Origin of the sequence: Roseibium sp., from assembly GCF_048261595.1 — a bacterium.
Classification (GTDB): Bacteria; Pseudomonadota; Alphaproteobacteria; order Rhizobiales; family Stappiaceae; genus Roseibium.
Genome location: NZ_JBLXFW010000002.1, coordinates 695,436 through 714,351, shown reverse-complemented (window position 1 = coordinate 714,351; position 18,916 = coordinate 695,436). Strand labels below are relative to the sequence as shown.

The 18,916-nt window shown below is 59.7% G+C and carries 20 protein-coding genes and 1 other RNA gene; 9 read left to right on the top strand and 12 right to left on the bottom strand.

The window, feature by feature from the left end; translation table 11 throughout:
- The first annotated feature begins 21 nt into the window (after window positions 1-21).
- Together ACN0SY_RS10580 and ACN0SY_RS10575 are read left to right on the top strand one after the other, a co-directional pair.
- Window positions 22-1,023 carry an NAD(P)H-quinone oxidoreductase gene (locus ACN0SY_RS10580; protein WP_417687066.1) on the top strand — a complete coding sequence of 334 codons (1,002 nt, stop codon included), beginning with the start codon at window positions 22-24 and terminating at the stop codon, window positions 1,021-1,023.
- Between the two features lie 178 nt (window positions 1,024-1,201).
- On the top strand, window positions 1,202-1,921 hold the full coding sequence (locus ACN0SY_RS10575) for a DUF1013 domain-containing protein (protein WP_417687064.1): 720 nt from the start codon (window positions 1,202-1,204) through the stop codon (window positions 1,919-1,921).
- 75 nt (window positions 1,922-1,996) lie between these two features.
- Here ACN0SY_RS10575 and ACN0SY_RS10570 read toward each other — a convergent pair whose 3' ends face one another.
- The 11 genes from ACN0SY_RS10570 to tkt form a co-directional block, all read right to left on the bottom strand.
- Window positions 1,997-3,028: a peptidoglycan -binding protein gene (locus ACN0SY_RS10570; RefSeq protein WP_417687062.1), complete on the bottom strand. Its 1,032-nt coding sequence runs from the start codon at window positions 3,026-3,028 to the stop codon at window positions 1,997-1,999.
- 3 nt (window positions 3,029-3,031) lie between these two features.
- Window positions 3,032-4,021, bottom strand: a complete 990-nt coding sequence (locus ACN0SY_RS10565) for a flagellar motor protein MotA (RefSeq protein ID WP_417687060.1) — start codon at window positions 4,019-4,021, stop codon at window positions 3,032-3,034.
- 172 nt (window positions 4,022-4,193) lie between these two features.
- Window positions 4,194-4,988, bottom strand: a complete 795-nt coding sequence (locus ACN0SY_RS10560; RefSeq protein WP_417687059.1) for an inositol monophosphatase family protein — start codon at window positions 4,986-4,988, stop codon at window positions 4,194-4,196.
- A gap of 71 nt (window positions 4,989-5,059) precedes the next feature.
- The gene (gene efp, locus ACN0SY_RS10555) at window positions 5,060-5,623 is read right to left on the bottom strand and encodes an elongation factor P (protein ID WP_417687057.1); all 564 of its coding nucleotides are present in this window, start codon (window positions 5,621-5,623) and stop codon (window positions 5,060-5,062) included.
- A 142-nt stretch (window positions 5,624-5,765) separates the two neighbouring features.
- Window positions 5,766-6,839 (bottom strand): tetratricopeptide repeat protein, encoded by a 1,074-nt coding sequence (locus ACN0SY_RS10550; RefSeq protein ID WP_417687055.1) that lies wholly within the window; start codon window positions 6,837-6,839, stop codon window positions 5,766-5,768.
- Window positions 6,840-6,843: 4 nt separating this feature from the next.
- The gene (locus ACN0SY_RS10545; protein ID WP_417687053.1) at window positions 6,844-7,530 is read right to left on the bottom strand and encodes a thiamine phosphate synthase; all 687 of its coding nucleotides are present in this window, start codon (window positions 7,528-7,530) and stop codon (window positions 6,844-6,846) included.
- Window positions 7,531-7,628: 98 nt separating this feature from the next.
- Complete coding sequence (fba, locus tag ACN0SY_RS10540; RefSeq protein ID WP_417687051.1) at window positions 7,629-8,696, bottom strand: class II fructose-bisphosphate aldolase; 1,068 nt, start codon at window positions 8,694-8,696, stop codon at window positions 7,629-7,631.
- Between the two features lie 254 nt (window positions 8,697-8,950).
- Window positions 8,951-10,144: a phosphoglycerate kinase gene (locus tag ACN0SY_RS10535; RefSeq protein WP_417687049.1), complete on the bottom strand. Its 1,194-nt coding sequence runs from the start codon at window positions 10,142-10,144 to the stop codon at window positions 8,951-8,953.
- A gap of 19 nt (window positions 10,145-10,163) precedes the next feature.
- Window positions 10,164-10,787 (bottom strand): LysE family translocator, encoded by a 624-nt coding sequence (locus tag ACN0SY_RS10530; protein WP_417687047.1) that lies wholly within the window; start codon window positions 10,785-10,787, stop codon window positions 10,164-10,166.
- Between the two features lie 95 nt (window positions 10,788-10,882).
- Window positions 10,883-11,893 (bottom strand): type I glyceraldehyde-3-phosphate dehydrogenase, encoded by a 1,011-nt coding sequence (gene gap, locus ACN0SY_RS10525; protein ID WP_417687045.1) that lies wholly within the window; start codon window positions 11,891-11,893, stop codon window positions 10,883-10,885.
- A gap of 138 nt (window positions 11,894-12,031) precedes the next feature.
- On the bottom strand, window positions 12,032-14,020 hold the full coding sequence (tkt, locus tag ACN0SY_RS10520; protein WP_417687043.1) for a transketolase: 1,989 nt from the start codon (window positions 14,018-14,020) through the stop codon (window positions 12,032-12,034).
- A gap of 485 nt (window positions 14,021-14,505) precedes the next feature.
- Between tkt and ACN0SY_RS10515 the strand changes: the two genes are divergently transcribed.
- The 7 genes from ACN0SY_RS10515 (at window position 14,506) to ACN0SY_RS10485 (ending at window position 18,061) form a co-directional block, all read left to right on the top strand.
- A complete protein-coding gene (locus ACN0SY_RS10515; protein WP_417687041.1) occupies window positions 14,506-14,790 on the top strand; it encodes a DUF4164 domain-containing protein in 285 nt (94 codons plus the stop codon).
- A 6-nt stretch (window positions 14,791-14,796) separates the two neighbouring features.
- The gene (locus ACN0SY_RS10510) at window positions 14,797-15,168 is read left to right on the top strand and encodes a cell division protein ZapA (protein WP_417687039.1); all 372 of its coding nucleotides are present in this window, start codon (window positions 14,797-14,799) and stop codon (window positions 15,166-15,168) included.
- 69 nt (window positions 15,169-15,237) lie between these two features.
- A non-coding RNA gene (gene ssrS, locus ACN0SY_RS10505) (6S RNA) lies at window positions 15,238-15,394 on the top strand.
- Window positions 15,395-15,427: 33 nt separating this feature from the next.
- Window positions 15,428-16,024, top strand: a complete 597-nt coding sequence (locus ACN0SY_RS10500) for a 5-formyltetrahydrofolate cyclo-ligase (protein WP_417687037.1) — start codon at window positions 15,428-15,430, stop codon at window positions 16,022-16,024.
- A complete protein-coding gene (locus ACN0SY_RS10495; RefSeq protein ID WP_417687035.1) occupies window positions 16,021-16,845 on the top strand; it encodes a TIGR00282 family metallophosphoesterase in 825 nt (274 codons plus the stop codon). The genes ACN0SY_RS10500 and ACN0SY_RS10495 overlap by 4 nt, the downstream gene beginning before the upstream one ends.
- A 103-nt stretch (window positions 16,846-16,948) precedes the next feature.
- Window positions 16,949-17,692, top strand: a complete 744-nt coding sequence (locus tag ACN0SY_RS10490) for a YebC/PmpR family DNA-binding transcriptional regulator (protein ID WP_417687034.1) — start codon at window positions 16,949-16,951, stop codon at window positions 17,690-17,692.
- 63 nt (window positions 17,693-17,755) lie between these two features.
- Window positions 17,756-18,061 carry a MazG-like family protein gene (locus tag ACN0SY_RS10485; protein ID WP_417687032.1) on the top strand — a complete coding sequence of 102 codons (306 nt, stop codon included), beginning with the start codon at window positions 17,756-17,758 and terminating at the stop codon, window positions 18,059-18,061.
- On the opposite strand, the gene ACN0SY_RS10480 is transcribed toward ACN0SY_RS10485, so the two are convergent.
- Entirely contained in the window at window positions 18,058-18,819 is a 762-nt protein-coding gene (locus ACN0SY_RS10480; RefSeq protein WP_417687031.1) for a sulfite exporter TauE/SafE family protein, read from the bottom strand. The genes ACN0SY_RS10485 and ACN0SY_RS10480 overlap by 4 nt on opposite strands.
- Between the last annotated feature and the right edge of the window lie 97 nt (window positions 18,820-18,916).

Below are 18,916 nucleotides of genomic sequence, written 5' to 3'. Positions count from 1 at the left end.
GACACGATCTGGAGGATGAGAATGACTGATTTACCGGAAAAGATGCTGGCGATCGCAATTTCCGCACCCGGTGGTCCCGATGTCCTTGCGCCCGAGCAGCGTCATGTACCTGTTCCTTTGGGTGAAGAAATACTCATCAAGGTGGAGGCCGCCGGCGTAAACCGGCCCGATGTCCTGCAGCGCATGGGTGCCTATCCACCTCCCAAGGGTGCCTCTGATCTGCCTGGCCTGGAAGTCAGCGGTACTATTGTCTCGAAAGGCGTTGCTGCCGGAACCTACGAGATCGGCGACAAGGTTACTGCCCTGGCTCCGGGCGGCGGCTATGCCGAATATTGCAAGGTTCACCAGTCGCACGCTCTGCCCATTCCTGACGGGCTGTCGATGGTCGAGGCGGCGGCTTTGCCGGAGACGTTCTTCACGGTGTGGACGAACGTATTCGACAGGGTCGGGCTGAAGTCCGGTGAACGCTTTCTCGTCCATGGCGGCACGTCAGGAATTGGGACGACCGCGATCCAGCTGGCAAAGGCTTTCGGCGCAGAGGTCTTCACCACGGTGGGCTCTGAGGAGAAGTTGGAGGCGGTAAAGGCGCTCGGCGTCGATCATGCTGTCAACTACAACAAGACCGACTTCGTCTCTGCCTTCCTGGAAGTGACGGGCGGTGAGGGTATCGACGTCATTCTCGACATGGTCGGGGGCGATTACGTCGAGAAGAACTGGAAGGTCGCTGCCGTGGAAGGCCGTATTTGCCAGATTGCGACGCTCAACGGCATTGCCGAAGATGTCAATTTTTCGCGCCTGATGGTGAAGCGACTGACCCATACTGGTTCCACGCTTAGACCGCGCGACGATGCCTTCAAGGGAGCGATCGCGGCCTCGCTCAGGGAAAAAGTCTGGCCGTTGCTCAGCGCGGGCAAGCTGAAGCCGGTAATGGACTCGACGTTTCCTCTTGACCGGGCTGCCGATGCCCATCGCAGGATGGAAAGCTCCGGGCATATCGGCAAGATCGTCCTGACCGTAGGTTAGCGGAAGACAAGAAAAGGTCGGGGGTGCGATTTACGTGAGAGTTTTTGAAACTGTGCCACGTGAATGTTTGCGTTTGTTGCGCAGAACCACTATATTCGCTGCATCTCCGATCAATCTTGAATGGACCACTGCTTTTTCGCCTTGCCGGGCGAGGGGGCCGACAGGAGGAATTTGACCGATGGCGAATACGCCGCTGATGCCGAAGGCAACCGCCGTCTGGCTCGTCGACAACACTGCCTTGAGCTTCACGCAGATCGCAAGTTTCTGCAAACTGCACCCGCTTGAAGTCAAGGCAATTGCCGATGGCGAAGCTGCGCAGGGCATCAAGGGACTTGACCCGATCCTCACCGGCCAGCTGAGCCGCGAAGAGCTGGAGAAGGCGCAGAACGATCCGAATTACGTTCTGAAGCTTCAGGGCTCCAAGGTTGTCGTCCCGGAATCCAAGCGCAAGGGCCCGCGTTATACGCCGGTCTCCCGTCGTCAGGACCGCCCCAATGCTATCCTTTGGCTGGTGCGCAACCATCCGGAGCTCAAGGACACGCAGATCATGCGCCTCGTCGGTACGACCAAGCCGACCATTGCCGCGATTCGCGACCGTACCCATTGGAACTCCGCGAACCTCACGCCTTCCGATCCGGTAACGCTCGGCCTGTGCAGCCAGCTCGAACTCGACATGGAAGTCGAAAAGGCCGCCAAGAACGCTCCGCATCAGGTGATCCAGCCGGAAGAGACCCTGGCCTCGGTCGACGAGACGACCAGCGAAGAAGCTCTGGCCGCTGCGTTCTCGTTCGATACATCGAAGCCGGTTCAGCGCGAGGAAGAAGAGGAAATCGATGCCGATGCCGTCTTCGCAAAGCTGAATTCGCTGAAGTCGAACCAGGAACAGGACGACGACTGAGTCGGATGCTTCCGGGTGACAAACGAAAAGCCGCCGAACTGCTCGGCGGCTTTTTTCGTTTCTGTGTTGCGTATGTCAGCGTTCGGTAAGCTTTAGCTCGATCCGGCGGTTGCGTGCCAGTGCTTCCGGGCTTTCGCCTTCTTCCAAGGGTTGGAATTCTCCGAAACCGGCAGCGACGAGCCGCTTGGGGTCGACGCCTTTGTCGATCAGGTAGCGCACGACTGAAATCGCGCGGGCCGCCGAAAGCTCCCAGTTGTTTCGAAGGCGGCCGGTGCCCGACAGCGGGCGGGCGTCGGTATGACCGTCTACCCGCAGCACCCAGTTGATCTCTTCGGGGACCTGGGCGCTCAGTTCGAGAATCGCCTCGGCAAGCTTGTCGAGTTCGACGGTGCCAGCAGGATTGACCTCTTCGGAGCCTGACGAGAAAAGCACCTCGGACTGGAAGACAAAACGGTCGCCTACGACGCGGATATCGGAGCGCTGGGACAGGATCTCGCGAAGGCGCCCGAAGAAGTCCGAGCGGTAGCGCGACAGTTCCTGCACCCGCTGCACAAGAGCCGCATTGAGGCGTTTGCCAAGGCTCGCAATCTTGGCCTGACTCTCGCTCTCCTTGGCCTCCGCCGCCTCGAGGGCTGCATTGGCTGCTGCAATCTGGCGGCGCAGGGCCGCGATTTGCTGATTGAGAAGCTCGACCTGGGCGAGGGCGCGTTGGGAAACCTGCCTTTCGTCATCAAGCAGGTTCTCGAGGCGCGCTGCGCGGCCACCGGCGGCTTCCGCATCGCCGGAGCTGGAATCCAGGAGGCCGAGCAGGCGGTCACGTTCCGCCGTCGCATCGCCAAGGCTGGCCTGAAGGCCGGAGATCGTATCTTCCAGTTCCCCGGAATTCGCGCGCTCCAGAGCGAGCAGTTCGGTCAGTTCGCTGATCTGGGCATTAAGTCTGTTGAGAACTGTGTCCCGGCCCGAGAGCTGCTGGCTGAGGAAGAACTGCGCCAGCATGAAGATAGACAGCAGGAAGATGATGACGAGCAGAAGCGTCGCCATGGCGTCGACGAAGCCGGGCCAGTAATCTGTTCCCTGATTTCTCCTCTTGCCGCGCAGGCTGGCCATCTATCAGTCCTTCGCCCGGTCGAAGGCAGCAGAAATGGAGGAGAGCAGGCCTTCTATCCGCTTTTGCTGTTCTCCCTGGCTCTCCGCCCAGTCGCGCATCATCTGCTGTTCGGAGCGCACATGCTTGACCAGACCCTGGATACCCTCGGCGAGGTTTGACATTGCCTGAGCCGCGTTCCGGCTGCCGCCTTCCTCAATGGTTTTCTGCAGTTGAGCGATGGAGGCCTGGATCTGTTCGGTATTCGTGCTCGGTGCGGCTATCAGCGGGCCTTCTTCGGGTTCGATGTCCGTGACGGTGGAGAGCCAATCCTCCAGCTCGTTGTAGAACCGGTTCTGGGCCTGACCGGCCTGCAGATCGAGAAAGCCCAGGACGAGAGAGCCGGTGAGGCCGAATAGTGACGAGGAGAAAGCCGTGCCCATGCCCGAAAGCGGTGCTTCAAGTCCTGCCTTCAGATCCTCGAAAATGACGTTGGCGTCACCCGATCCGACATCAAGGGACTGGATCGTCGCTCCGACCGCGCTGACGGTCTGCAGGAGGCCCCAGAAGGTTCCCAGCAGGCCGAGGAAGACGAGTAGTCCGGTCAGATAGCGGGAGATCTCGCGCGATTCTTCAAGGCGCATGCCGATCGAATCGAGAATCGAACGGGCGGTCGTCGGTGTCAGTGCCATTTCGCCGACTTTGTTGCCGAGCAATGTGGCCATTGGTGCGAGCAGGACCGGCGCGCGTCCGTCGAGCCCCGGATCACCGATACGGAAGCTGTTGACCCAGCTGATCTCCGGGAAAAGCCGTATCACCCTGCCAAACAAGAGCAGGATGCCAAATATGCCCACCATGACAATCAGGCCGTTCAGCCCCGGATTGCTCATGAACGCAACGTGGATCTGCCGGTACAGGATGAAGGCGATGAAGGCTACGATCACCAGAAAGATGATCATGAAGGAGAGGTAAGCCTTCGGGCTCGAAAGACTGTAGGGATCGTAGTCTCGTGCCATGAGTCGCCAATCAATCGCCTGTTAGAACTGGCAAGATTGATAGCGTGATTTTCTGAAGCTTGAAAACCGTTAATCGCGACTTAACCAAGATCGCGCACCCGAAACGAGGTTCTCCGGCCTTCTGTCTGAGGCCGGAGAAGTCATTTCTGCCGCTGAAAACAGCGGGTTTGGCTTAGGCTGAGGCGTTCTTGATCAGGCGCAGAATATGTTTGTGGGCGAATTCGTTGCCTGCGACGACGTCGCCTGTCTCGAGCATCTTGTCTGCGCCGCCTGTGTCGGAGACGTAGCCTCCTGCTTCACGGACCATCAGGATGCCGGCAGCAATGTCCCACGAGTTGAGATCGTGTTCCCAGTAGCCGTCGAGGCGGCCGGAAGCGGTCCAGGCGAGGTCAAGCGAAGCGGCACCGCAGCGGCGAATGGCGGCGACTTCCGGCATGAAGAAGCGAAGCTCCTTGAGCGCGCGGCCATGATCACCCTTGCCGATGAAGGGAAGGCCGGTGCCGAAGGCCATTTCCGGCAGCTCTGTACGTCCGGCAACGCGCAGGCGGCGGTCGTTCAAAAATGCGCCGCGACCGCGTTCTGCCGTATAGAGTTCGTCCATGACGGGGTTGTAGATCACGCCAGCCACGATCTGGCCATCGCGCTCAAGTGCGATCGAGGTGGCGAAGATCGGAATGCCGTGAAGAAAGTTGGTGGTTCCGTCGAGCGGGTCGACATGCCAGCGGTGCTGGACATCAGATCCTTCGACAACGCCGCTTTCTTCCATCACCAGACCGTACTGCGGGCGAGCCTTGGTCAGCTCTGCCTTGATGATCTCTTCGGCCTTACGGTCTGCTGCCGAGACGAAATCGCCCGGGCCCTTGCGGGACACCTGGAGATTTTCGACTTCGCCGAAGTCGCGGACAAGGCTGCGGCCGGCCTTCATTGCGGCCTGGACCATGACGTTGAGAATTGCTGTACGGGCCATTTGTGCGTGCCGTCGTTTCTTGGGCATGGCCGGGGTTCATCGGCCATGCCAGGTAAAAGCAGGAAGTTGGATCAGTCGGCGCGGCGGACGTATTCCAGCGTGCCGGTGTCAACGATGATGCGCTCGCCTGCAGTGATGAACGGCGGGACCATGACACGGACGCCGTTTTCCATGAGCGCAGGCTTATAGGAAGAGGATTGGGTCTGACCCTTCACAACTGCGTCTGCCTCGGCAATCTGCAGAGTGACGAACTGCGGCAGGGTGATACCGATCGGGCGCTCTTCGTGCAGCTCCACGGTGACCATCATGCCGTCCTGCAGGAAGGCCGCGCGATCGCCAACGAAATCGGCCTGAAGTTCAAGCTGCTCGTAGGTCTCAGTGTCCATGAAGATCAGCATATCTTCCTGGGTGTAAAGGTACTGGAAGTCCTTCTGCTCCAGGCGGACGCGCTCGACCTTGTCTTCGGAACGAAAACGCTCATTCAGCTTGCGGCCGTCGATGAGGTTCTTCAGCTCGACCTGGGCGAATGCACCGCCCTTGCCCGGCTTCACATGCTGGGTCTTGACGACTGCCCAGAGGGTGTCCTGGTGCTGCAGAACGTTGCCAGGCTTGATTTCGTTACCGTTGATTTTCATGGAACGACCGATTGGATTGACTGTTTGAGACGTGCGGGTGAAGCGACTACGAAAAGCAATAAGTCGCAAGAACCCAATGTGCGGCCTGTCCTACACAATTGCGTGCCGGTTTCAAGGAAAAAAGGTGAAGACCGTTACCGCCTCACGGGGAAGGACGGTTCGGATCCTCCGGTTCAGGGATCAGAAGAGCGGAAAACTGCTCGGCACGCTGGCGGGCCTGCGCGCGGGTTTCGTCATCCAGGCTCTCCACAAACCCGTCCAGTTGCAGATCCGAGACTCCGAAGGCTCGGGCGATGAAATGCCAGCCTGCGGCCGCGACAGGATCAAGGTCACGGCCGCGGCCGTAAGCATAGACACGCGCCAGACGGTTCATGGCAACCGGATTTCCTGCTGTCGCCGCGCGTTCGAACCAATCTGCCGCTTCAGACTCATTGGGTTCGACGCCTTTGCCCTGGAAACGAAGAATTCCGTAGTAGATCTGTGCCGAGGTATGTCCCCTGCGTGCTGCGCGGCCGAGCCAGAAGGCGCCCTGGCCTGGGTCACTCAGCCCGCCCACGCCCTCGAGGAAGGACAGACCCAAGGCATACTGGGCTTCCGCATCGTTCAGGGTTGCTGCCTTGGTTAGAAGCTCGCGCGCCTTCTCCTCGTCATAAGGGCGGCCAACGCCCTCCTGATAGAGAAGGGCAAGATTGTAGATCGCAGATGGATTTCCGGCGTCGGCGGCGATCTGGAACAAATCTCCGGCCTTCTTCTTGTCCTCCGGTACGCCAGAACCGAGCAGGTAAAGCTGTGCAAGCTGCATGGCGGCGCCCGGATCTCCGGCGCCCGCTGCCAACTGGTACCAGTCTGCCGCCTTTTCCTTGTCCTGCTCGATCCCGAGGCCCGTTTCGTGAAGAACGCCCAGAAGCGCCTGGGCGGGGACGTTACCGTCTTCTGCGAGCGGGGTCGCAAGCGCTAGACTGGTCAGATACCAGCCACGCTGAAATGCCCCATAGGCGAAATCCGCATCCGGTTCGGTCCCCTCCGGCAGCCGAGGCAGCGGAATATCGACCGGGCTTTGCAAGGTGATTTCGGGCAGGGCCGAACGCTGGGACGGTGCACCAAGGTTGCCGACTGTTTCCTCGTTGCCTGTTTGTGCGCGCAGGTCGCCGATACACATTCCGGTCAGGAGCAGTGCGGAAACTAAGGCAAGCAATGAAGAGAAGCGGCGTGGCATGGCGTCATTCCACGATTTCGAACGGGTATTTTTCCAGAATTGCGTTGGCTTCAGCGACTGTAGCAGCCGGATCTTGTCCATGCTGCCACATGGCATCCTTGAGGGCCACGAAATCCGCTCCGGTCGCAGCCGCCGCTTCGACAGAGGTCATTGTGTTGCCAGCAAGAGCAACGCAAGGCGTTTCGAACAGTTCCGACCACCATTCGGCCTTGGAAAGGGTCTTCGGATGGGCTTCTGCCTGTTCTGCCAGATCCAGCTTACCGAAGAAGAGATAATCGACACCGGTTTCTGCCGTTTCCATGTCCTCGTGCTTCAACTTTGTGCCACCCGCTCCCACAATCCGCTCCGGCTGGAGGCTTTCCACAGCCAGCTTGATGTCTTCAAGCGAGCTGTCGATATGGGCACCGTCCGCCCCGGTGCGTCCCGCGACCTGGGTGTCGCCATAGACAAGCGCTGCCGCTCCGCCAGACTGGATGACCGGAACGAGCTTCTCGCAAGTTGCCTGCAGCTCCTTGCTTGTGGCCTCCGGCATGTAGATCAGGACGCAGGCGACATCGCCCCCCTTAAATGCATTCTCCAGAGCGGTTGCCATCTCTGCAGTGTCGAACGACGGAGGAGTGACGAGGAATAGACGGGGACGGTTCACTTGTGTTTCCGTTTCTGATCTCGGTACGCCCGGAAGGGCAATCATATTGCTATTGTCCCTAAAGACGGCAAAAGAGGGACGCAAGGCCCCTCTTTCCGGAAAGTCAATTTTGGCGCGTGTAAGCGCGTCCGATGCCGGTCGCGTCAGGCGATCTTCGGGTCAAGCTTGCCCTTCTTGTACTCCGCTGCCATTTCAGAGAGCGTTGCGATGCGCTTGATCTTGGAGGCCTGCCCAGCAGTGTTGAAGGCTTCCAGGCGGGCGATGCAGAGCTTTTCCATGGCATCGCGCGCCGGCTTGAGGTACTTGCGCGGATCGAATTCGCCCGGATTTTCGCTCAGGATCTTGCGGATCTGGCCTGTCATGGCCATGCGGTTGTCGGTGTCGATATTGACCTTGCGCACACCGTTCTTGATGCCACGCTGGATTTCCTCGACCGGAACGCCCCAGGTCTGGGGCATCTCGCCGCCATACTGGTTGATGATATCCTGCAGGTCCTGCGGAACTGACGAGGAACCGTGCATGACGAGATGGGTGTCGGGCAGGCGGCGGTGAATTTCCTCGATCACGTGCATGGCGAGAATGTCGCCATCCGGCTTGCGGGTAAATTTGTAGGCGCCATGCGAAGTGCCCATGGCAATCGCAAGAGCATCGACCTTGGTTTCCTGAACGAACTTTACGGCTTCGTCCGGGTTGGTCAGAAGCTGGTCTTCGGTCAGCTTGCCCTCTGCGCCATGGCCGTCTTCCTTGTCGCCCATGCCGGTTTCAAGCGAACCGAGGACGCCGAGTTCACCTTCCACGGAGATGCCGCCAAGGTGGGCCATGTCCGTGACGGTCTTCGTGACGCCGACGTTGTAGTCCCAGTCGGCTGGTGTCTTGCCGTCGGCCTCAAGGGAACCGTCCATCATGACAGACGTAAAGCCGGCCTGGATCGCTGTCATGCAGGTGCCCGGCTCGTTTCCGTGGTCAAGATGAACGCAAACCGGGATATGCGGATAGATTTCGACGACCGCATCCATCATGTGTTTCAGCATCACGTCGTGGGCATATGAGCGCGCTCCGCGCGATGCCTGGATGATTACTGGAGCGTCGGTCTTGTCGGCCGCGGCCATGATGGCCAGAGCCTGTTCCATGTTGTTGATGTTGAACGCGGGGACGCCATAATCATGCTCAGCGGCATGGTCGAGCAATTGGCGAAGGGTAATGCGAGCCATGAAAATCTCCCGTTGTTCGGACTTCGAGGCGTCGACGGGCCTACGGGGCCCTTTCGATCCTGCACTGCATCAAGTTGCCCGTGTTCTATCAAATAGTGATGCTTTTGGAAGGCGGGGAGCCAGGAGTTAAATCAATTAAATTCCAAATAGTTCCGGGAAAATCGAGCTATCTTTAATTTGGACGTCAAATTAAATTTTCCGGGTAACCTGCGCCGCTGAGCAAATGCCCACTCGCGGCGCAGGTCAATACTCTATCAGGCTTCGAGTGCCTTGACGCCAGGAAGCTCCTTGCCTTCCAGCCACTCCAGGAAAGCTCCTCCTGCGGTCGAGACATAGGAGAAATCATCGGCCACGCCGGCGTGGTTCAGAGCGGCGACGGTGTCGCCACCACCTGCAACGGAGTTGAGCTCACCTGCCTTTGTCCTTTGTGCCGCGTGACGGGCAGCAGCGACTGTCGCCTTGTCGAAGGGATCGATCTCGAAGGCGCCGAGTGGTCCGTTCCAGACGAGCGTATTCGCAGCGTCGATCTTTTCCTTAACGACGTCGATGGACGCTGCGCCTACGTCCAGCATCATGGCGTCTGCGGGGATTGCATCGAGGCCGACGGTTTCATTATCGGCGCCGGCCTTGAATTCGCGCGCGACAACGGCGTCGAGGGGCAGCACGATTTCGCAACCGGCCTTCTCTGCAGTTGCCATGATTTTGCGGGCAGTGTCGGCCAGGTCATGCTCGCACAGCGACTTGCCGACATTGACACCCTTTGCGGCGAGGAAGGTGTTGGCCATGCCGCCACCGATCACAAGCATATCGACCTTGCCGACAAGATTGTCGAGCAGGTCGATTTTCGAGGACACCTTGGCGCCGCCGACAACCGCAAGGACCGGCCGCTTGGGCTCGCCGAGTGCCGAGCCAAGGGCCTCCAGCTCTGCCTGCATCGTCCGGCCGGCATAGGACGGAAGCAGATTGGCAATGCCTTCGGTCGAGCCGTGGGCACGGTGCGCCGCAGAGAAGGCGTCATTGACGTAGACATCGCCATTGGCGGCAAGGGCTTTGGCGAATTCAGGATCGTTCTTTTCCTCGCCTTTGTGGTAGCGGGTGTTTTCTAGGAGAAGCACGTCGCCATCGGATAAAGCCGCGATGGCCGAGGCCGCGGTTTCGCCGATGCAATCGTCCGCAAATGCGACAGGCTTGCCGAGCAATTTTGCGACAGCCGGTGCAACCGGTGCAAGCGACATGCTCTCGACGCGCTCGCCCTTCGGACGGCCGAAGTGGGCGAGGAGGATGACCTTCGCGCCTTTTTCGCTCAGTTCACGGATCGTCGGGAGAACGCGCTCGATACGCGTGGTGTCGGTGACCGTGGTGCCATCCATCGGAACGTTCAAGTCAACGCGGACGAGGGTACGTTGGCCGGCGATGTTTGCAAGGTCGTCGAGAGTTTTAAACGACATGGGTCAGACAATCCTTCCTTCAGGGACGTGAGGAACTTGTGGTGGCGGCGATTCCGATTCCAATCAGGGTCAGGAGCACGCCAAAGGTACGCTCCATCCAGAGTTTCATGCGCATGAAGGCCTGCCGGACCGGTGCGAGGGTGGAGACCATGGTCACCAGTACGAACCAGAGGAAGACCCCACCGGCCATGATCACGCCGTAACCGATCTGGGTCCAGAGCGGCGTCTGCGGCGAAGTGACCTGCAGGAACACGCTCATCGCGAACATGGTCGCCTTCGGGTTGGTCACGTTGGTGAAGAAGCCCCAGCGCAGGGCCTTGAGCGGCGAGATGGTGCTCGTCGTGCCTTCCGCAGGCAAATCGCGAGAGGCGGTTCCGTACATCGTCACGCCAAGGAAGACGAGATAGGCCGCGCCGATCAGTTTCAGTGCATTGAAGAGCAGGATCGACTGGGAGACGATCAGCCCGATTCCTGCCAAGGCGTAAGTGACGTGAACGCCAAGCGCGAGGGCAATTCCCAGGGCGGTCATGAGGCCGGCCATGCGTCCTCCGACAAGAGAGTTGCGCAGGACCACCGCGAAGTCGGGGCCGGGTACGACCGCAACGACGACGGTCAGTGAAATGACGGTAAGAAGTTCGAGCAAATTGGTCTTCCTGCTGCGAAGGGCACTAAAAAGGCGGATGCGGGAAATCCGCATCCGCCTGACAGTCAGGGATGATGGATCATCCGGCCATCATGTTAGATGAGCTTTGCCATCGCGATGGCCGTGTCGGACATGCGGTTGGAGAAGCCCCATTCGTTGTCGTACCAGGACAGAACCGAAACAAGAGTGCCGTCCATCACCTTGGTCTGGTCCATGTGGAAGATGGACGAGTGCGGGTCGTGGTTGAAGTCGATCGAGACGTTCTTGTCCTCGGTGTAGCCAAGTACGCCCTTCAGTGCGCCGTGAGCGGCAGCCTTGATGGCGGAGTTGATCTCGTCGACGGAGGTCGCACGCTTGGCGATGAACTTCAGGTCTACGACCGAAACGTTCGGGGTCGGAACGCGCATTGCGAAGCCATCCAGCTTGCCGTTGAGTTCCGGGAGAACAAGGCCGACGGCCTTTGCTGCGCCGGTGGACGTCGGGATCATGGACATGGCTGCAGCACGGCCGCGGTACAGGTCCTTGTGCATGGTATCCAGCGTCGGCTGGTCGCCGGTGTAGGAGTGGATCGTCGTCATCATGCCCTTCTCGATACCGACAGTCTCATGCAGGACCTTGGCGACCGGGGAGAGGCAGTTTGTGGTGCAGGAAGCGTTGGAGACGACGAGGTCTTCCTTGGTGAGGCTGTCGTGGTTGACGCCATAAACGATGGTCTTGTCGGCGCCGGTTGCCGGGGCAGACACGAGCACGCGCTTCGCGCCAGCCGTGAGGTGAGCGGAAGCCTTCTCCTTGTCGGCGAAGATGCCGGTGCATTCCATGGCAACGTCGACGCCGAGTTCTCCCCACGGCAGTTCCTTGGGGTCGCGGACCGCGGTGACCTTGATCGGGTTGCCGCCGTTGATCGAGATTGTGTCGCCGTTCACAGTGACTTCGGCCGGAAAACGGCCATGGACGCTGTCATAGCGCAGCAGGTGGGCGTTGGTCTCGACCGGGCCCAGGTCGTTGATACCGACAACTTCGATGTCGGTCCGACCGGACTCGATGATGGCACGCAGAACGTTGCGGCCAATTCGGCCAAATCCGTTGATTGCTACCTTGGTCACCATATTCCACTCCCGCATTTTGCGGCGCATCCCATAAGCGCCGGGTCAAGGGCCACGTTCGGTGGCCGGGATGGAAAGTCTTTAGGGGACTTTCCGCGGTAGCCGCTTGCGGGAAGGCGCAAGCGGCTTTGTCGTAGTAGCTTAGGCGTCGAGCTTGGCCTTGGCGGCGGCGACGATGGCATCGGAGGTGATGCCGAAATGCTCGTAGAGCTCCTGGTAGGGGCCGCTGGCGCCGAAACCGGTCATGCCAACAAAGATGCCGTCGTTGCCAATGAAGCGGTCCCAACCCATGCGGATTCCGGCTTCAACGGCGATCTTGACCGGGCTGTTTCCGATGACGGAGGCCTTGTAGTCGTCCGACTGCGTTTCGAAGAGTTCGAAACTCGGGACGGAGATCACACGCGCGGCGATGCCGGCTTCGCTCAGGGCCTTGTGGGCCGCTGCCGCGATCTCGACTTCCGAGCCGGAAGCAAAAATGGTCACAGCAGCGTCATCGTCACTGTCGATCAGGACATAGGCGCCATAGGCGCAGCGGTTTTCCTCTTCGTAGGAGGTGCGCTGTGCTGCCAGGTTCTGGCGCGTAAGTGCGAGGACCGATGGTGTGTCCTTGGCCTCGAGAGCAAGCTGCCAACACTCCAGCGTCTCGGTGACGTCAGCCGGACGGAAGAAGTTGAGGTTCGGGATCGCCCGCAGGGCCGCGAAATGCTCAACCGGCTGGTGGGTCGGACCATCTTCGCCGAGGCCAATCGAATCGTGTGTCATCACATGAATGACGCGCTGGTTCATGAGGGCAGCCAGACGGATGGACGGACGGCAGTAATCGGAGAAGATCAGGAAGCCGCCGGAATAGGGAATCAGGCCGCCATGGAGCGCCATGCCGTTCATGGCTGCCGCCATGCCGTGTTCGCGGATGCCCCAGTGAATGTAACGACCAGAGAAGTCCTCCGGGGTGACCGGAAGGGTCTGTTTGGTCTTGGTATTGTTCGAACCGGTGAGGTCAGCAGAGCCGCCGATGGTTTCGGGGATCACCTCGTTGATGACGCCCAGAACCGCTTCGGAGGCCTTGCGGGTCGCCATGGTCGGCTTGTCTTCGGCGAGCTGCTTCTTGTAGGCCTGAACGGCTGCCTCGAAACCAGCCGGCAGGTCGCCGCGATTGCGGCGTTCGAACTCGGCGCGGGTCTCTGCGTCCTTGGCGGCAAACCGCTTTTCCCAATCCTTGTGAGCGTGGGCAGAACGAAGGCCTGCAATACGCCATGCATCGAGGATGTCGCTCGGGACTTCGAATGGCTCGTGCGACCAGTTCAGAGCCACGCGCGTTGCTGCCACTTCATCGGCGCCGAGCGGGGAGCCGTGAACGCCGTTGGTGCCGGCCTTCTTCGGCGAACCGAAGCCGATCGTGGTCTTCGCCGCAATCAGTGTCGGGCTGTCGCTGGCCTGGGCCTGGCGGATTGCGCTTGCGATAGCTGCCGGGTCATGGCCGTCGATCGAGATGGTGTTCCAGCCGGATGCTGCAAAGCGGGCGATCTGGTCGGTGCTGTCGGTGATCGACACGGCGCCGTCGATCGAGATGCCGTTGTCGTCCCAGATGACGATAAGCTTGTTCAGCTTCAGGTGACCGGCGAGGGAAAGGGCTTCCTGGCTGATGCCCTCCATCAGGCAGCCGTCACCGGCAAGCACATAGGTGAAATGGTCGACAATGTCGGTGCCGAAGCGGTCTGCCTGCAGACGCTCTGCGATCGCCATGCCGACGGCATTGCCCAGCCCCTGGCCGAGCGGGCCCGTGGTGGTTTCGATGCCCGCGCCGTGGCCGTATTCCGGGTGGCCGGCTGTACGTGCGCCGATCTGGCGGAAATTCTTCAGCTCGTCGAGGCTGAAGTCCTCGTAGCCGAGAAGGTAGAGCAGGCTGTAGAGGAGCATCGAGCCGTGACCGGCCGAAAGCACGAAGCGGTCGCGGTCCGACCAGTTCGGGGCGGTCGGGTCGAATTTCAGGAATTCGGTGAACAGGACCGTGGCGATATCGGCGGCGCCCATGGGCAGGCCGGGATGGCCGGACTTGGCTTTTTCCACTGCATCGATGGCAAGGAAGCGGATCGCATTTGCCATGCGCTGGTGTTTTTCAAGGTCGGTCATATTTGTCCCGTAGCTTGCTTCGGCGGCTCGCCTGATGAATCCCTTTGACCTGATCCGGACAGCAACTACTTGTGTTTGCAGTCGTTTGTCTTGCGGCGCGGCAGGACTTGAACTTTCGTCGGTCCGGAAGGCGCCCGACAAATATCAGGAACATTGTACGAGTCAATAAAGCGGGACTGAGGTTTCTCGTCACATTCCGCGGAAATCGAACTGAGGATTCTGTCAATGCTGGCATTGACGGGTGGAATGCCGGTTGCCTACTCTTGAGGAAATCAGTCTATTTCGAGTGATTGGGAACGAACTCCCCCAAGGGCTTCTGTCGTCTTGCTTTCAAGCTGCTTCAACTGAAGAGCGGCGCTTTGATGATCCGTCCTTCAAGGGCGCCAGGCTCATAAAGCGGATATTGGCTACGGGACGGTCCTGAATGTAAAAGGCTTGATGACTTCGTGCCGAGGCCGGAGCGTTCGGATGGGATGCAAGAGTAGATGACGGAGACTTCAAGCGACCTGGATGCTGCCTTGCTTCGACTGACCAAGGCTGTCGGAAGTCTCGAAGTTTCCGTGGAACGGCGCATTCACGCGGACCGCAGCTTGAATGACCTTCAGCAGGACTTGCAGCGATTGGGCGAGGATCGCTCCAGACTTGCCAATGATCTGGACAAGGTTGAAGCACGTGCCAACAGGCTCGAGAGCGCGAACAAGGATGTGTCGCGGCGCCTGGTTTCAGCAATGGAGACCATCCGCAATGTTCTTGATGCGCACGGGGGCTGACGGCTCATGGCTCAAGTGAATGTAACGATCAACGGCCGTTCCTTCCGCATGGCGTGTGACGATGGCGAGGAAGAGCGTCTGGAGAAGCTTGCTGCCCGGTTCAACGGTTGGATCGATGAACTGCGCGGGGCGTTTGGCGAGATCGGTGACCAGCGCCTGACCGTGATGGCAGGCATCATGGCGACCGATCAGCTAACTGAAATGGAGCGCCGACTCGCGCGGGCCGAAGAAGAATTGGCATCGGCTCAAGAAGCGCAGGCAGTGCTTCAGGAAGGGCAGAGCCGGGCCGAAAAATCGGTTGTTGCCGCGGTCGATGAAGCGGCCGCCAAGATCGAGGCTCTGGCGCAGGGCCTGAGCAAGAGCCTGAAATCCAACTGATCTCTTGCGACGGCCTCGTCTTGTGCCGCCCCACACTGGCAATCCCGTTTGACTGAGGCTATATGAGTGTCGCGGCTGCGCGATACGTCAGGAACCACTATCCCCGGGGCCTTACGCATTCCTTTGGGAGCTGTCCCTGCTTCGGACCGTGGTCTGTTGCACACGGCGCCCACCTACACTGTAGGTTTCCCGGGATTGCCAATTCCAACGGTCGGGCGGCCGTCATTGTTTCCGGCAGACACAGCAGAAGCGAGTTGCCATGACGGTTGAGGACACATCCCTTGCTGCGCAGAAAGACAAGCTTCGCCGGGATGTGCTGAAGCGCCGCGGTGAGCTTGATCCTGTTATCCGCGTCGAGGCGTCTCTGGCGCTTGCCGATTTTGCCGACGACCTCGATCTGCCAGCTGGCGCGATGGTTGCGGGTTTCTGGCCCATCCGTGACGAGATCGACCCTAGGCCGCTTATGGACGCCCTGCGCCGGAGAGGGCTGCGCCTTTGTCTGCCCATCGTCTCCGACCCGCATCTCATCTTTCGGGAACTCAACCGTGACAGTGAAATGGAGTCTGCGGGGTTCGGTACCTTTGGTCCCGGCCCGGCTTCACCAGAGGTCCGGCCGGATGTTCTCCTGATGCCATTGGCAGCGTTCGATGATCGCGGGAACCGGATCGGCTATGGCAAGGGACATTACGACATCACCATTGCAGCGCTCGAGCAGCAGGGCGGCATAACCTGCATTGGCCTTGCCTATTGTGTTCAGGAAGTTGGTCCTATACCTGCTGAACCCCACGACAAGCGGCTTGACGGCATATTGACGGAGGCGGGGTTCCGCCGGTTTGAATCTCAAGGACGGTCATGAAGCTCTTATTTCTCGGCGACCTGGTCGGGCGCACCGGTCGAACGGCTGTGATCGAACAGCTTCCGGCAATTGTCGAGGATCAGCAGCTCGACTTCGTTGTGGTCAATGGCGAGAACGCCGCGGCTGGGTTCGGCATTACCGAGCAGATCCTTCAGGACGTGCTGGATGCGGGTGCCGACGTGGTCACCACGGGCAACCACGTCTGGGATCAGCGCGACACTCTGGTTTACATCGAGCGTCAGGACCGGCTGCTTCGTCCGGTCAATTTTCCGTCAGGTACGCCCGGTCGAGGAGCGCATCTCTTCACCGCCCGCAATGGGGCTCAAGTGATGGTCGCCAATGTGATGGGCCGCGTCTACATGGATGCGCTTGATGACCCATTCGCAGCCATCGAACGTGTCGTCGACGACTGTCCCCTTGGTGCCGTTGCAGATGCAATCATTATCGACGTGCATGCGGAGGCCACCAGCGAGAAACAGGCAATGGGCCATTTTCTCGACGGTCGCGTCAGCCTCGTTGTGGGAACGCATACGCATGTCCCGACGGCCGATCACCAGATCCTGCCCGGCGGAACCGCGTACATGACCGATGCGGGCATGTGCGGTTGCTACGACAGCGTACTGGGTATGGACAAGGAAGAGCCGGTCAACCGTTTCCAGCGCAAGATTCCGGGCGGCCGGTTTACCCCCGCCGAAGGCGAAGCCACCATTTCCGGCGTTGCCTTCGAGACCAATGACCGGACGGGACTCGCGGAGCGCGTCGCGCCGGTGCGCATCGGCGGGCACCTCGAACCGGTTATTCCGCCGTTCTGGAACCTTTGACCTACCTCACAAGTGCGACGCGAGCCGCTGGATTTTGCTGGCGGCTTTGCCTATAAGCGTCGCAGATTTTTCAAGAGACATCCGCACCAAGCCGAGAAGACCCATGGCAGGACATTCAAAATTCAAAAACATCATGCACCGCAAAGGCCGTCAGGATGCGGTCCGGTCCAAGATGTTCTCCAAGCTGTCCAAGGAAATCACCGTCGCCGCCAAGATGGGCGATCCGGATCCGGCATCCAACCCGCGCCTGCGTCTGGCCGTCCAGAACGCCAAGGCTCAGTCCATGCCGAAGGACAACATCCAGCGTGCGATCAACAAGTCGCAGGCCGGTGACGCCGACACATATGAGGAAATCCGCTACGAGGGTTACGGTCCGGCTGGCGTTGCCGTTGTTGTCGAGGCACTGACAGACAACCGCAATCGTTCGGCGTCCAACATCCGCTCCTATTTCACCAAGTGCGGCGGTTCCCTCGGTGAAACCGGCTCGGTTTCCTTCATGTTCGACCGCGTCGGCGAGATCGTTTACAAGCCGGAAGCCGGTGAAGCTGATGCGGTTCTGGAAGCCGCGATCGAGGCTGGTGCAGAGGACGTCCAGTCCGATGAAGGCGGCCACACGATCTATACGGCGTTCGAAGACCTCAACGAAGTGTCTGCTGCACTGGAAAGCGCTCTGGGTGAAGCTGACTCGACCAAGATCATCTGGAAGCCGCAGAACCTGACGCCCGTCGACGCCGACAAGGCGCAGACCATCATGAAACTCATCGACATGCTGGAAGATGACGACGACGTGCAGAACGTCTACGCCAACTTCGACATCGACGACGAGACCATGGCGGCTCTTGCCTGATCGATAAGGCAGAATGATCAAGACCCCGGCTCAGGCCGGGGTTTTTTGTTGGGAGACAGAAACGTGCTGAGCGAGATTTTCGATCTGACTGCAGCAGATCCAAAGACTTTACAGGAACGTGCCCTCAAGCTGTGCGAGGAAGCAGGTGAGGTGGCTCAGGCCGTCCTTTCGGCAACCGGAGCCCCGGGTACCGCCTACAAGGGGCTTTCAGTTGCCGATGTACGCGAGGAAGCAGTCGACACAATCATCGTGGCCATGGCCGTTCTTGCCCAGGCGTCAGACAGCCGCGACTTCTTCGAGGCCGAGTTCGAGCGTCTGATCCTACAGAAATGCCAAAAGTGGCAGGCTACACTGGCGGTTGACCCCTAACGCAGCCAGGGGTCAAGAGCCGGCATGCTGGAGATCGCCGCCAGCGCGATCAGCGAATAGGCGATCCTGCGATAAAGCTTCGGATCTGCCTTGCCGAAACCTTTCGAGCCCAGGTACAGACCGATGCCGTAGGCCGGGATCGCAGGCAGAAGCAGATGGACAACTTCTATCGTAAAGAAGCCATTGATGAGGTAGGCCACGATCGTGCCGACGCTGGCCAGCGCAAAAAAGACAATCAGATTGGCCCTGACGATCATCGGTTCCTTCGCGCTCGCCAGCCAGAAGGCAACAACTGGCGGGCCGGAAACCTGGCTGATGCCACCCAGAACGCCTGCGACGGCTCCGACGCCAAATGAGACCGGTCTCGTCGGTCGGCTGTGATACCTCCAGCCTGAGGCCAGCAGCAGTAGCAAGCCGGTCACGATGAAAAAGATGATCCAGCGCAGCATAAGGACATCGCCATTCGCCAGAAACCAGGTCCCTGCGTGTACGAAGATCACCGATGCAGCAACGGCGGGCAGGATCGTACCCCAATCACAAATTCGCACGGCGCGCACGACCAGCGGCATGGCGATCACGAAGTCGAGGAACAGGAAGCTTGCTGCCGCGGTCGGCGGGAAGATCAGGCTGGTCGCAATCGGCATGAAAATCATCCCGGCTCCGAAACCGGCAAAGCCTCGCACGACACCCGCCACAAAAAGGATGACGCAGAGAAGCGTCATGAGTTGGGGCGTGTAGGATGCAAAAATGTCGAACATGACGTGCCTGAGGTCGCAAGGCGTGGGAAAAGAACAAGGCAGCTTCGGTAAAGGCCTCATTCGCTGGCGTCAACGCTCAAGTTTTGTTACCGGTTTG

What these genes read in the sequence shown, in the direction of transcription:
- ACN0SY_RS10515 (WP_417687041.1), top strand. Translation starts at nt 14,506, where the DNA reads ATGACGGAGACTTCAAGCGACCTGGATGCTGCCTTGCTTCGACTGACC.
- ACN0SY_RS10580 (WP_417687066.1), top strand. Translation starts at nt 22, where the DNA reads ATGACTGATTTACCGGAAAAGATGCTGGCGATCGCAATTTCCGCACCC.
- ACN0SY_RS10535 (WP_417687049.1), bottom strand. Translation starts at nt 10,144, where the DNA reads ATGTCGTTTAAAACTCTCGACGACCTTGCAAACATCGCCGGCCAACGT.
- ACN0SY_RS10480 (WP_417687031.1), bottom strand. Translation starts at nt 18,819, where the DNA reads ATGTTCGACATTTTTGCATCCTACACGCCCCAACTCATGACGCTTCTC.
- fba (WP_417687051.1), bottom strand. Translation starts at nt 8,696, where the DNA reads ATGGCTCGCATTACCCTTCGCCAATTGCTCGACCATGCCGCTGAGCAT.
- ACN0SY_RS10550 (WP_417687055.1), bottom strand. Translation starts at nt 6,839, where the DNA reads ATGCCACGCCGCTTCTCTTCATTGCTTGCCTTAGTTTCCGCACTGCTC.
- ACN0SY_RS10510 (WP_417687039.1), top strand. Translation starts at nt 14,797, where the DNA reads ATGGCTCAAGTGAATGTAACGATCAACGGCCGTTCCTTCCGCATGGCG.
- ACN0SY_RS10570 (WP_417687062.1), bottom strand. Translation starts at nt 3,028, where the DNA reads ATGGCCAGCCTGCGCGGCAAGAGGAGAAATCAGGGAACAGATTACTGG.
- ACN0SY_RS10565 (WP_417687060.1), bottom strand. Translation starts at nt 4,021, where the DNA reads ATGGCACGAGACTACGATCCCTACAGTCTTTCGAGCCCGAAGGCTTAC.
- ACN0SY_RS10500 (WP_417687037.1), top strand. Translation starts at nt 15,428, where the DNA reads ATGACGGTTGAGGACACATCCCTTGCTGCGCAGAAAGACAAGCTTCGC.
- ACN0SY_RS10490 (WP_417687034.1), top strand. Translation starts at nt 16,949, where the DNA reads ATGGCAGGACATTCAAAATTCAAAAACATCATGCACCGCAAAGGCCGT.
- ACN0SY_RS10545 (WP_417687053.1), bottom strand. Translation starts at nt 7,530, where the DNA reads ATGATTGCCCTTCCGGGCGTACCGAGATCAGAAACGGAAACACAAGTG.
- gap (WP_417687045.1), bottom strand. Translation starts at nt 11,893, where the DNA reads ATGGTGACCAAGGTAGCAATCAACGGATTTGGCCGAATTGGCCGCAAC.
- ACN0SY_RS10575 (WP_417687064.1), top strand. Translation starts at nt 1,202, where the DNA reads ATGGCGAATACGCCGCTGATGCCGAAGGCAACCGCCGTCTGGCTCGTC.
- ACN0SY_RS10495 (WP_417687035.1), top strand. Translation starts at nt 16,021, where the DNA reads ATGAAGCTCTTATTTCTCGGCGACCTGGTCGGGCGCACCGGTCGAACG.
- efp (WP_417687057.1), bottom strand. Translation starts at nt 5,623, where the DNA reads ATGAAAATCAACGGTAACGAAATCAAGCCTGGCAACGTTCTGCAGCAC.
- ACN0SY_RS10560 (WP_417687059.1), bottom strand. Translation starts at nt 4,988, where the DNA reads ATGGCCCGTACAGCAATTCTCAACGTCATGGTCCAGGCCGCAATGAAG.
- tkt (WP_417687043.1), bottom strand. Translation starts at nt 14,020, where the DNA reads ATGACCGACCTTGAAAAACACCAGCGCATGGCAAATGCGATCCGCTTC.